Source organism: Cellulomonas shaoxiangyii (genome assembly GCF_004798685.1).
Taxonomy (GTDB): Bacteria; Actinomycetota; Actinomycetes; order Actinomycetales; family Cellulomonadaceae; genus Cellulomonas; species Cellulomonas shaoxiangyii.
In genome coordinates this window covers 2722907-2735646 of record NZ_CP039291.1, presented here as the reverse complement: position 1 = coordinate 2735646, position 12740 = coordinate 2722907, and the positions used below count along the sequence as shown (strand labels likewise).

At 77.1% G+C, this 12740-nt stretch carries 9 protein-coding genes; 8 read left to right on the top strand and 1 reads right to left on the bottom strand.

The window, feature by feature from the left end:
• Positions 1-1335, bottom strand: a complete 1335-nt coding sequence (eccD, locus tag E5225_RS12400) for a type VII secretion integral membrane protein EccD (RefSeq protein ID WP_135975231.1) — start codon at positions 1333-1335, stop codon at positions 1-3.
• A 280-nt stretch (positions 1336-1615) separates the two neighbouring features.
• Between eccD and E5225_RS12395 the strand changes: the two genes are divergently transcribed.
• The 8 genes from E5225_RS12395 (at position 1616) to eccCa (ending at position 12646) form a co-directional block, all read left to right on the top strand.
• Complete coding sequence (locus E5225_RS12395; RefSeq protein WP_135975229.1) at positions 1616-1930, top strand: WXG100 family type VII secretion target; 315 nt, start codon at positions 1616-1618, stop codon at positions 1928-1930.
• Positions 1931-1958: 28 nt separating this feature from the next.
• A complete protein-coding gene (locus E5225_RS12390) occupies positions 1959-2255 on the top strand; it encodes a WXG100 family type VII secretion target (RefSeq protein WP_135975227.1) in 297 nt (98 codons plus the stop codon).
• A 117-nt stretch (positions 2256-2372) separates the two neighbouring features.
• On the top strand, positions 2373-2789 hold the full coding sequence (locus E5225_RS12385; RefSeq protein WP_135975225.1) for a hypothetical protein: 417 nt from the start codon (positions 2373-2375) through the stop codon (positions 2787-2789).
• Entirely contained in the window at positions 2789-4213 is a 1425-nt protein-coding gene (locus tag E5225_RS12380; RefSeq protein WP_135975223.1) for a S8 family peptidase, read from the top strand. Before E5225_RS12385 ends, E5225_RS12380 begins: the two co-directional genes overlap by 1 nt.
• Before the next feature lie 67 nt (positions 4214-4280).
• Positions 4281-5783: a hypothetical protein gene (locus E5225_RS12375; protein ID WP_136225436.1), complete on the top strand. Its 1503-nt coding sequence runs from the start codon at positions 4281-4283 to the stop codon at positions 5781-5783.
• Positions 5784-6022: 239 nt separating this feature from the next.
• Complete coding sequence (locus E5225_RS12370; protein WP_135975617.1) at positions 6023-7381, top strand: hypothetical protein; 1359 nt, start codon at positions 6023-6025, stop codon at positions 7379-7381.
• Entirely contained in the window at positions 7378-8691 is a 1314-nt protein-coding gene (locus tag E5225_RS12365) for an FHA domain-containing protein (RefSeq protein WP_136225434.1), read from the top strand. Before E5225_RS12370 ends, E5225_RS12365 begins: the two co-directional genes overlap by 4 nt.
• A gap of 49 nt (positions 8692-8740) precedes the next feature.
• Positions 8741-12646 carry a type VII secretion protein EccCa gene (gene eccCa, locus E5225_RS12360; RefSeq protein ID WP_243738040.1) on the top strand — a complete coding sequence of 1302 codons (3906 nt, stop codon included), beginning with the start codon at positions 8741-8743 and terminating at the stop codon, positions 12644-12646.
• The last annotated feature ends 94 nt before the right edge of the window (positions 12647-12740 follow it).

The window sequence follows — 12740 nt, the reverse complement described above, 5'->3', positions numbered from 1 at the left end:
TCAGACGAGCCCTGCCGTGAGGGCGCCGAGGGGCAGCAGGAGGGTCAGGACGGCCAGCTCGGCGGTGTCGGCGAGCCGGACCATGCGCATGCGGGCGCGGGGGCGCAGCATCGTCAGCGCGACCAGCGCGGCGACGGAGCCGAGCAGCACGATCGTGAGGACCGCGGGCGGGACGGAGCCCGAGACGGCGACGACGGTGCCGGTCAGCGTGATCCCGACGGCGCCGCAGGCCATGAGCGTGAGCACGCCGCTGCGGGCGTGCACCTGGCGCGACTGGAACAGCAGGCCGACGAACGCGAGCGCGCACAGTGCCGCACCGGTCGCACCCGAGGACGCCACGAGCGGAGTCGCCACCGCGACGCAGACCGCGGCCGCGACGCGGGCGGACAGCAGCAGGCGCTGACCCTCGAGCGCGCGCCGCGCCACGTCGGTGCCGTCGACGGCGGGGGGTGCGGCCAGCACCTCCGCGTCGCTGTGCGGCGAGACCACGTCGAGGCGCGTGGAGGACAGCGCGAGCCACGGCGCGAGGTTCGACAGCGTCGCGGCGACCGCGACGAGCACGGCCCACGGCGCGACGTCCCCCGGGGCGAGGAGCGCTGCGGCCATCCCCGTGAGGCCGACGGCGCCGCCGGCCGCGACGGGCACGACGTGCACCTGCGGTGCCGACGCGACCGTGGCGAGCGCGAGCCCGCCGACGACCATGGCCGCCATCCCGGCGGCGGCCAGCGGCCATCCCCACAGGTCGCCCTGCGGCACCAGCAGGTAGGCGCCGACGGCCGCCCACACGGCCGCCGCGAGCCCGAGCCCGTGCCCGGCCTCCGCCGCACCCGTGCGCGTGAGCACCGCACCGGTCGTGACGAGGACGACGGCGGCACCCAGCGCGACGATCGCGCCGGTGCCGAGCCCGTGCGGCGAGGACAGCAGCAGGCCCGCGCCGAGGGCGAGCAGCACGAGGCTGACGGCGAGCGCCGTCCGCGCCTGGTCGGCGGCCGTCCACGCGGCGCGGTCGCGCGTGGCGTCGACGACCGCCTCCACGACGTCGTCGTACCGGCGGTGCTCGGCGACGAGGGCGCCCCGCACGAGCGTCAGGAGCTCGCCGTCCTGCACCCCCTGGGCGGCGCAGCTCTGGGCGGGGTCGAGGAGGCCGCCGTCGGAGCGGCGCAGCCCGTAGCCGGCGTGCACGAGCGTCGGGTCGAGGACGCCGAGGCTGCGCACGACGCCGGGCATGAGCTCGACGAGCGGCAGCTGGGCGGGCACGCCGAGGTCCAGCCGACGGTCCTCGCTCGTGATCGTCAGGTGCAGCAGGGCGCGTGCGGCGGTCGTGGTCTGAGGCATCGGGTCCCCCGGGAGGGCGCGCCTGCGGCGCGCGGAACGCAGGTGAGGTTAGCGCGCGCGGCGTGCCGGGCCGGGACGCGGGCGGTCCGTGGACCCCCGTGCTGGCCCGGTCGGGTGCCGCATCACCCGATCGGCCGCACCGGTGCGGGTGATCTCTCCGGTATCGCCCCACGGTGCCGGACTGCCCCGAGAGCGATGACGTGCGCCACGCTACTGTGACCCGCACGTGCCGCCCGTCACACGGGCGGTCGCCAGACGGCGTCGAGTGAAGGAGTGTGACGTGGCAGAGAACATCTCCGCCGAAGAGGGGGCCCTCGCCCGCGGTGCGCAGGCCGTGGCCGACGCCCGTCAGGGCATCGACCAGCGTGTCGCCCAGGTCCGTCGCGAGATCGAGACGGTCGGCGGCATGTGGACCGGCCCCGCCGCGAGCCGCTTCACGCAGCTCATGGCCGAGTGGGACACCAAGACGAAGAAGCTGAACGGTGTCCTCGACCAGCTGGAGACCTCGCTCACCGGCACGGCCCGCGACCAGCAGGCCACGGACGAGCAGACGCAGCAGACCATCTCCGGTCTCAACTCGATGATGGGCGCCTGAGGGCGCACCCGGAACAGGGAGCATGCAGATGTCGCTGGGTTCGTTCTCCGTCACCCCCGAGCAGGTCATCGCGCTGTCGGGCAACATCCGTTCGGGTGCCTCCGGCATCCGGTCCGAGCTCGACGAGCTCGACAACAAGGTCTCGTCGCTCCGCGCCAGCTGGTCCGGCCAGGCGCAGGAGTCCTACTCGCTCGCGCAGCGCCAGTGGACGCAGTCGCTGACGGAGCTGCAGCAGCTGCTGGACCGCATCGCCACCAGCACGAACGAGATCGCGCAGAACTACACGTCGGCCGACCGCCAGTCGGCGGGCCGCTTCGGCGCCTGACCCGACCGGGTCGCACGTGAGGGTGGCGGGGGCCGACGGCCCCCGCCACACTCGCGACCGCACGACGTCACGCCCCACCCCGCACCGTCCCGCACGACCCCGCACCAGGAGCGCACGATGCCCGCGATCCACATGATCCCCGACGCCATGCGCGGCTACTCGACCCGCCTCACGGCCGAGGCCGACATGCTCCCCGCCGAGGGCCGCCTCGAGGGCTTCTACGGCCCGCGCGCCACGCAGTACGACGCGGTGGCGCCGGTGACGCAGGTGCTGGAGAAGGCGCCCGAGGTGTTCGTCAAGCTCCGCAACGACCTGCGCGACCTGCTCAACGAGTGCGCGACCGCCTTCACGGAGGCGGCGGCGATCCTCGAGGGCGCGGACCAGGCCTCGGTCACGCAGCTGACCTCGCTGACCGCCGAGGTCGAGGCCGCCGCGACCGAGGACGCGACGACGCCCGGCACCCCCTCCCCGACGACGCCGTCCCCGGCACCGACCACGGATGCGGGCCGTTCCGCCAAGACGAGCGGGATGTGATGACGGCTCGCCGTCCCCGCCGTCCGTCCGTCCGGCGCACGGGCGCCGCCCTGGCCGCGGCTGCCCTGCTCGGCACGGGACTGGCAGCGCCGGCCGCCGCGGCGACGCAGGACGGCACGTGGTGGTACTCCGGCATGGGCGTCGCCGAGGTGCACGCCCAGGGCGCCACGGGCGCCGGGGTGACGGTCGCGGTCATCGACGACGGCATCTTCCCCGGGATGTCGTACCTCGCCGACGCGGACGTGCAGGTGCACGAGCCCTCGTTCTGCGCCGACGACACCGACACACCCATCCCCGCCGCCCGCCCGCTCGAGCAGGTCGCCTGGCACGGCACGACCGTCACCGGCTTCCTCGTCGGCAACGGCCGGGGCGCCGACGGTGGCCAGTCGATCGCCGGCGTCGCACCGGATGCGCGCGTGCTGTTCTACGCCGTGAGCGACGGGACGCGGGCGCCGGGCGCGGTCAGCGGGTTCACCTGCCAGCAGTCCCTCGCCCAGGACGCCGTGGACGCGCACTACGTGGCGCAGGCGCTGCGGCAGGCCGTCGACGACGGGGCGCAGATCATCACCATCAGCGTGGGCAACGCGTTCGTCTACAACCTCGAGGTGCGCGAGGCGCTCACCTGGGCCCTGCGCGAGGGAGTGGTCGTCGTCGCCGCGCTCGGCGAGTACCAGCCGGGAGACGTCGTCCCGGTCGGGGACGACCTGGCGCTGGCCAACGGCGTCGTGGCCGTCGAGGCCTGCGACGCCGAGCTCGAGCCGATGGAGGGCGAACCCGGCTCGGGCGCGCCCATGGAGCACGACCGCGTGACGGTGTGCGCACCCGGTGTCGACCTGCTGGTGCAGGGGTCGCGCGACGGGGACGCGACGTCGACCGGCCTCGGCTGGGGGACCTCGTTCGCGGCGCCGATCACGGCCGGCGCGCTCGCCGCCGTCTGGTCCGCCCACCCGCAGGCGACGGGCAACCAGATGCTGCAGAGCCTCGTCCACAACACCGGGGCGGAGGAGCACGAGCTCGACTACGACCCCGTCTACGGCTACGGGGTCGTCGGCCTGCGGCACATGCTGCGCGAGGACCCGACGACGTTCCCCGACGAGAACCCCCTGCTGCTCGACGTGGCCGAGAACGACGGCGGACGCTCGGACCCCATCACGCCGGGGGAGGTCGCCGAGGCCACCCGTCCGGTCTGGCCCGGCGACCCGGACGCACCCGCCGACGACGCGGAGCAGCCGGCCACCGACGCGCCCACCGACGCGCCCACCGCCGGCGCCGCGCCGCCCGACACGGACGCCGGCGACGGCACGGGCAGCGGCGTCCCCGCCGGCGCGGTCGCCGCGGGCGGCGCAGCCGTCGCCACCCTCGCGGTGGTGGCGGTCCTGCTGGCCCGGCGCCGGTCCTCCGGCGCCCCGACGACGGCCCCGTGATGACCCATCCCCACGCCTCCCCGAGCGGTGGACGCCGGTCCCCGACGACGACGAAGAAGGTGCACGCATGACCGACGCATCGACGTACTCCGACGCCGAGGCCCAGCTCGGCGAGCTGTCGACGGCCTCGCCGTGGAAGCTTCCCGGTGCCGAGCGGCTGCGCGAGGCGTACGCGGTGGTGGAGTCCGCCATCGCCGACGTCGACGAGATGCTCGGCTCCGAGGCGTCCGGCGCCGCGGCGGACGCCGCGCGCGCCCGCCTCCAGGACATCCGCGGCAAGATCGAGGCGTACGACCAGAGGCTCGTCGCCGTCAACACGGCCGTGGAGTCCGCGGACTCGACCCGCCAGACGGCCGCGCGCGCGCACTTCGAGCGCGTCCAGGCGATGCCGGTCGAGCTCACCTTCGCCCAGAAGGCCATGATCTACGCCGACGAGGAGAAGACGGCGCTGCTGGCGCTGCCCGCGGGCGTCGTCGTGACCGGTCTGGTCGCCTCGGCGGCCGCACGCAAGGCCGAGCGCCGCATCGAGGAGGCCGAGGCCGCGCTCGTGGCGGCGCGCAAGCAGGAGGCGGAGCAGTCGGTGGTCCAGCTGCGGGGCGAGATGCAGCCGCCGGCCGCGGAGATCCGCAACGCTCTGAGGGACAAGGGCACCGGTGGCGAGGGACCGCAGGGGCCGGGGGAGCAGCCGCCCGTCGGGCCGGGGGTCCCGAGCGGTCCCATGACCCCGTCCTACCCGGGCGGCGGCGGCAACCCGGGGAGCCCGGGCGGCGGGACGCCCGGCGGCGGCCTGCAGCCCGTGCCCGGCGGGGGCCCGGGCGGCTGGGAGCAGGTCCCGGGCCCGGGCGCCTGGGAGCCCACCCCGCCCACCTTCCCGCAGCCTCCGGTGACGGAGCAGCCGCCGGTCGTCGTCGGCCCGCCCCTGCCCCCGGTCCTGCCGCCGACGAACCCGCCGGTCGTGGTCGACCCGCCCGGGTGGGTCGACGTCGACGGCGACCTCGACGGCGGGCTGCCCGGCCACGGCGGCCCGGGCGGCGCCGGCGGTGCGGGCGGCGTGGGCGGTGGCGCCGGTGCCGGCGGCTGGACGGGCGGCTCCGCCGGCCTCGTCGGCGGTGCCGCCGGTGCGGCGGCACTCGGTGCCGGCTCACGGCTCACCGGTGCGCGCGGCGGCATGGCCGGCCTCGGCGCGAGCGCCGGCATGGGCGGCTACGGCGGTGCGTCCGGCGGCTACGCCGGCGCGACGGGCGCGGGCGGCGCCGGCGGGCGCGGCCTCGGTGCGGGGCTGTCGGGCGCCGGCGCCGGCGCCGGTGGCACGGGCGCGTCGGGTACGGGCGCGGCCGGTGTGCGCGGGGCGGCCGGTCTCGCCGACGGCGGAACCGCGGGTGCGGGCGCGCGTGGCGCGGGCGGCACCGGTGGCGGCACGGGGATGATGGCCGGCGGCGGTGGCGCCGGTGGTGCCGGCGGGTCCAAGCGCGAGCGGCGCTCGGGCCTCGGCGGTCCGCTGGCCCCCCGGCTGGAGGACGAGGACGAGATCGCCCCGCGCCCGGAGTCGGCGGGTCCGGGCAAGCGGTGACGGCGGGCCGCCCACCGGAGGTGCTCCAGTGGGCGGCCACGTCTGCCGATACGTGCAAGGCGTACGGTGTGCGCGTCCGCACGGCCCGCGGTGACGCGGACGTGCGGCGCGTGCCCACCCGCGGGACGGTCGCGCGGCGACGGAAGTGGTGACGACGGAGGTGTGCACGTGAGCTGGACAGAGCCGGCCCGTCGGCATCCGCGTCCCCTCCGCCCGGCCGGGGGACGGTCGCCCCGCCCGTGAGCACCGCACCTCCGCGCCGGTTCGCCGTGCTCGACGGCGACCGGCGCCTCGACGTCGCGCTCCCCGCGACGGGAACGCTCGGCGACGCGCTCGGCGCGGCCGGCGTCCTGCTCGACGACCCGCGCCTGACGGTCCTCGTGGGGGACCGCCCCGCCGACCGGGCGACGCCGGTCACCGACCTCGAGGACGGCGTCCTGCTGACGGTCGTCGACCCGGTCGCGTCGGTCCCGGACCCGCGCCGCGCGGCGCGCGCCCGCCGGGTCGCCGGCCGTGGTGCCGACACCGCCGCGTGGTGGGCGCTGCTCGCGCTCGCCGCCGTCGCTGCGGCGCTCGACGTCGCGGCCCCGGGCCTCCTCGACCACCGCACGTCCCTGCTGGTCGCGGCGCTCCTGGGTGTGGCCGCGCTCGGCACCGCCGCCCTCGCCGCCCGCCGCAGCGACGACCTGCCCGCGCCCCTGCGCGTGGCCACGCCCGTCGCCCTCGTCGTGGGTGCGGCCCTGACCCTCGTCCCGGACGCCTGGTACGGCGCGAGCGTCCTCGACGTGCTGACCGCCGCCATGACCGTCGGGGTGCTCGGCGTCGCGGGCGTCGCGCTCGCCGACGCGGGCCCGTGGCGCGCCGCGTTCGGCGCGGTCGCGGCGATCGCGGCCGGCGTGGCCGCGGTGTGGGGGCTCACGCTGCTGCTCGGTTGGCCCGTGCAGGCGGCCGCGGCGATCACGGCGGGCGCGGTCCCGGTGGCGCTGCGTGCCGTACCGGCGGCGCTCCTGCAGATCGACGAGGGGTACTTCATGGACTACGCGCGCTACCTGCGCAACCGCTGGTCGGTGCGCGGCACGGTGCCCGCGGACCCCGGCCCGATCGACGGTGCCGACATCCGCGCGCACGTCGCGGCGGCGTCCGCCGCGCGGGTCACCGCGACGGTCGCGCTCGCGCTCGTCGGTGCCCTGGCGCTGCCGGCGGCCGTCCCGGTGCACCCGGCGGGCGGCTTCGTGGTGGGCGGCACGGTCGCCCTCGTCCTGTGCTACCTGCTGGGCCTGCTGCTGCTGCAGCGCACCGAGAGCATGCCGGCGCTGCGCTGGGTCGTGCGGGCGTCGACCGTCGTGGCGGCCGTCGTCGGGCTGCGCGCGCTCGCTGCGACCGCCGGCCCGGGCACCGAGCTGCTGGTGGCGGGCCTGCTGGCGCTCGTGGGCGTCGGCGCGGCCGTCGTGGCCGTGCCCCTGGGGCGCGGCGCCCGGTCGCTCGGACTGTCCCGGACCGGCGACGTGCTGCAGGGCATGGCGACGGTCCTCGCGCTGCCCGCCGCGCTCCTCGCGGCGGGTGGCCTGGAGCTCGTGCGGACGGCGGTGTCGGGATGACGACTGTGACCACGACGGCGTGCTGGTGCTGCGGTGCACCCGCACCGGCGGACGGGCCGTGCCCGAGCTGCGGCGCGCTGCCTCGCGGCAGCGGGGGAGAGCCCGCGGCCGACGCCGGCAGCCGCGCGGGCCGGCGCCACACCGACGGCGACCTCGGCGAGCACCTCGCGGGCCGTGCGGCCGGCGTCGGCGCGCGCCTGGCGTCCTTCACGATCGACGTCCTCGCGCTCGCGCTCGTCACCGCCGCGGTGTGGCTGCCGACGCGCTCGGTCGTCCTCACCGCGATCGTGGCCGTCGAGGCCGTGGTCGCCCTCTGGGTGTGGCAGGCCCGTACCGGCCTCACCGTCGGCAACGCGGTGCTGCGGCTGCGGACGGCGCAGGACGACCGCCCGTGGTCACCGGGTGCCGGACGCTCCTTCGTGCGGCTGCTCGTCGTGGGCCTCGGTGCGCTCGTCGCGGTCGTGGGCGCCTGGGGCGTCGTCGCGTCCGCCGCGCTGGACCGGACGGGGCGGCGCCGCTCGTGGGCGGACCGCGCCGCCGGCACCGTGGTCGTCGCCGTGCCCCGGCGCCGGGCCGCACCCGCCGCCGTCGTCCCGCCGGTCGCGCCCGGCCTGACCGTCATGGCGGCCGGTGCCGGTGCCGCGACCCCCGACCTCACCCTGCCGTGGCAGGAGCCCGACGCCGGGCGGCCCCGCACGGGTCCCGGCCCGCTGCCGCCCGGCCCCCCGCCGGCGACGTCGGCCGCGGGCGTGCCCGCCGTCGCGCCGAGCGGGGCCCCGGCCGCGCCCTGGCACGCCCCCGCGTCCGGGGGCGGCGGCGTCCTCGGTGACCCGGTCGTCGTGCCGCAGCACACCGGGTCGCGTGCGCCCGAGCGCACGGACGCCTCGCCCGCCGGCCCGCAGACCGGGGCGCTGCTCGCGGTCGTCGGGCGCCCCGGCGCCGGCGCCGCGCCGGTGGCGGTCACGGGCGCCGCGGTGCTGCTCGTCGTCGACACCGGGCAGCGCGAGCTCGTCGCGATGGGGGCCGCGGTCGTGCTCGGGCGCTCGCCCGAGGCCGTCGCGGCCGGCGACCGGCCCGTGGTCCTGCAGGACCCCGAGAGCACCGTCTCGCGCCGGCACCTGCGCCTGGAGCACACGCGCGACGGCGTCCGCGTGACCGACCTCGGCTCCGCCAACGGCACCGCCGTCCTGGGCGACGACGGCGAGGTCGCCGTCCTGCCCGCGCACACGACCGTCCTGCTCGTCGAGGGCGACCGCGTCCGGGTCGGCCGGCGCGTGTTCACCGTCTCGTCCGTCGTCCCGGAGGCCTGACCCCGTGCCCGGTTCCCGCCTCGCCCCGCCCCGCGTCCCCTCGGGGAGCGTGACGCTCCAGCCGCCGCCGGAGCTCGCGGCCGCCGACGACACGTCGTCGATGCTCACGTCCCTGCTGCCGATGCTCGGCTCGGTGGGCGCCATCGTCATGGTGACCATCTCCAACGCGGGCCCCACCGGCTTCCTCACCGGCGGCATGTTCCTGCTGTCGTCGCTCGGCTTCGTCGCCGCGAACGGGTGGCGTCAGCGCTCTCAGCGCGCCGCCCAGCTGCTCGACGCCCGGCGCGAGTACCTCGCGTACCTCACCGAGATGCGCGCGACCGTGCGCACGGCCGCGCGTCAGCAGCGCCGCGCCGCGCACTGGCAGTACCCGGCGCCCGCGACGCTGCCGTTCCTCGCCGAGGAGCGCACGCGCGTGTGGGAGCGGGGCTCGCAGGACGCCGACTTCCTCGACGTGCGGCTCGGCGTGGCCGACCAGCCGGCCGCGCTCGTCCTCGAGGCCCCGGAGCTGCCGCCGCTCGCGCAGCTCGACCCCGTGGCGGCGTCCGCGGCGCACCGCTTCATGCTCACGCACGAGGACGTGCCGGAGCTGCCGTTCGGCGTCCGGCTCGACGGCTGGTCGCGCCTGGAGGTCACCGGCCCCGAGGACGACGTGCGCGCGCTGGCCCGCGCCGTGCTCGTCGGCGCCGCGGCGCTGCACCACCCGGAGGACCTCGTCGTCGCGGTCGTCGCCGACGAGTCCGTACTGCCCCGCTGGGAGTGGGTGAAGTGGCTGCCGCACGCGCACTCGCGTCGCGTGCAGGACGGCGCCGGCCCGGCCCGCATGGTGGTGAGCTCCTTCGCGGCGCTCGACGACCTGCTGCCCACGGACCTCGGGCAGCGACCGCGCTTCGCGCCCGGCGGCGGCGTCACGCCGCACGTGCTCGTCGTCGTGGACGGCGTGCCGCTGAACGCTGCGCACCCGGGGCTGCGCGAGGGCGGCGTGCAGGGCGTCACGGTCCTCGACCTGCCGGCCCGCTGGGGCGCGCTCGAGGACGACGCGGCCGCGCGCGTCGCGCTCTCCCGCGTGGGGGACCGGCTGCGCGCCGAGCTCGTGCAGGCACGCGGCGCGGGTGCGCCGTTCACGCCGGACGCGTGCACGGAGGTGGAGGCGGAGGCCACGGCCCGTCGCCTGATGCCGCTGTACTCCGGCCCGGCGGCGGTCGAGGCGCGCGGGTCCGCGCAGGCGGAGCTCGTCGAGCTCCTCGGCCTGCCGGACGTGCGCGACGTCGACCTGGACGTCGCGTGGCGGGGCCGGCTCGAGCGGGACCGCCTGCGCGTGCCGATCGGGCAGGACACCACGGGCGCGCCGCTCGTGCTCGACCTCAAGGAGTCCGCCCAGCAGGGCATGGGCCCGCACGGCGTGCTCATCGGCGCCACCGGGTCCGGCAAGTCGGAGGTGCTGCGCACGCTCGTCCTGGCGCTCGCGCTGACGCACTCGCCGGAGGAGCTCAACTTCGTCCTCGTCGACTTCAAGGGTGGCGCGACGTTCGCCGGCATGGCGGGCATGCCGCACGTGTCCGCGATCATCACGAACCTGTCCGACGAGCTGTCGCTCGTCGACCGCTTCCAGGACGCCCTGACCGGTGAGATGACGCGTCGCCAGGAGCTGCTGCGCGCCGCGGGCAACTTCGCCAACGTCGGGGACTACGAGAAGGCGCGCCGCGGCGGCCGCACCGACCTGGCCCCGCTGCCCGCGCTGCTCGTCGTCGTCGACGAGTTCTCCGAGCTGCTGTCCGCCAAGCCCGAGTTCGTCGACAGCTTCGTCGCGATCGGCCGCGTGGGGCGCTCGCTGCACGTGCACCTGCTCATCGCGTCGCAGCGGCTCGAGGAGGGCCGCCTGCGCGGCCTCGACACCTACCTGTCGTACCGCGTCGGCCTGCGCACGTTCTCGGGCGCCGAGTCCCGCGCGGTGCTGGGCGTCCCGGACGCCGTCGACCTGCCGCGCGAGCCCGGTGTCGGCTACCTGAAGGTCGGCACCGAGGGCATGACGCAGTTCAAGGCCGCGTACGTCTCGGGCCGCCCGCCCCAGCGGCAGGAGATCACGCGGCGTGCGGACGGCGGCGGCGTGCGTGCCGTCACGTCGTTCACCGCGGCGCCCGTGGCCTCGCCCGTCGAGTCCGAGCAGGCGGAGGTGCTGGACCCCGCGGCCGTGGTCGCGGAGGGCCGCGACGAGCGCGTGACGTTCGACATCGCGGTCGACCGGATGACGGGCCGCGGGCCGCAGGCGCACAAGGTCTGGCTCCCGCCGCTCGAGACGCCCGACCCGCTCGACGAGCTGCTCGGCGACCTCGCCCCGGACCCGTCGCTCGGCCTGGTCAGCCGGCGCTGGCGCGAGGCCGGGACGCTCACGGTGCCCGTCGGCGTCATCGACGTGCCGCTCGAGCAGCGCCGCGAGCCGCTCGTCGTGTCCCTGTCCGGCTCGGCCGGCCACATGGCGGTCGTCGGCCGCCCGGTGTCCGGCAAGAGCACGCTGCTGCGCTCGACGGTCGTCGCGCTGTCGCTGACGCGCACGCCGCTCGAGGTGCAGTTCTACGTCCTCGACTTCGGCGGCGGCACGTTCATCGGCCTGCGCGACCTGCCGCACGTGTCGGGCGTCGCGACCCGCACCGAGGCGGAGGCCGTGCGCCGCACGGTCGCCGAGGTCGCGGGCGTCGTCGACCGCCGCGAGCAGTACTTCCGCGAGCAGGGCATCGACTCCATCGAGACCTACCGGGCGCGCCGCGCGGCCGGCACGGCCGACGACGGCTGGGGCGACGTGTTCCTGGTCGTCGACGGCTGGGGCACCCTGCGCGGGGAGTTCGAGGCCCTCGAGGCGACCGTGCAGTCGATCGCCGCGCGCGGACTGTCCTACGGCGTGCACGTCATGGTCTCGGCCACGCGCTGGATGGAGATCCGCCCCCAGGTCAAGGACCTCATCGGGACGCGTCTCGAGCTGCGGCTCGGCGACGCGGGCGACTCCGAGGTCGACCGCCGGGCGGCGGCCAACGTGCCCGCCGCCATGCCGGGTCGCGGCCTCACGCCGGGCAAGCTGCACATGCTGGGCGCGCTGCCTCGCATCGACGGGTCGGGGGAGCCGTCGACGCTCGCCGAGGGCGTCGCGGACCTCGTCGCGCGGACCCGGGCCGCCTGGCGCGGGCCGGCCGGCCCCCGCCTGCGGCTGCTGCCGACCGTGCTCGCGCTCGACGAGCTGCGCGCGACCGCCGGCGCCGACGACCGCCGCATCCTCCTGGGCGTCGACGAGGAGGCGCTCGCGCCGTTCGGGCTCGACCCGACCGACGAGCCGCACCTGTACCTCTACGGCGAGTCCGACGCCGGCAAGACGGCCCTGCTGCGCACGTTCGCCGCCGAGGTCCAGCGGCTGTACACGCCGCAGGAGGCGAAGCTCTTCGTCGTCGACTACCGGCGTGGCCTGCTGGACGAGATCCCGCAGGAGTACGTCGGCGCCTACCTGACGACGGCCGAGATGACGCAGGGCGGTATGGAGGACCTCGCGGCCTTCTTCCGCACGCGCGTGCCCGGTCCCGACCTCACGCCCGACCAGCTGCGCACGCGGTCGTGGTGGAAGGGCGCGGAGGGCTTCGTGCTGGTCGACGACTACGACCTCGTCGCCACGTCCCAGGGCAACCCGATGCTGCCGATCGTCCCGCTGCTCGCGCAGGCCGCGGACCTCGGGCTGCACGTCGTCATCGCGCGGCACACCGGTGGCGCCAGCCGCGCGGCGTACGACCCCGTGCTGCAGCGCCTCACCGACCTCGGCACGACCGGCATCCTGCTGTCCGGCAACCCGGACGAGGGTCAGCTCATCGGCCGCGTGAAGCCCGTGCAGGGCCCGCCCGGGCGCGTGCAGGTGGTCAGCCGCGACCGCGGGCTGTTCCAGGGCCAGCTGGCGTTCCAGCCGTCCCGGCACGGCTGACGGGCACGGGCGGGCGTGCACGCGCCCGCCCGTCCCGTCGACGCGGGTGTCGGTGCCGTGCGTCAGGATGGGGCCGTGGACGACGCACGCGCAG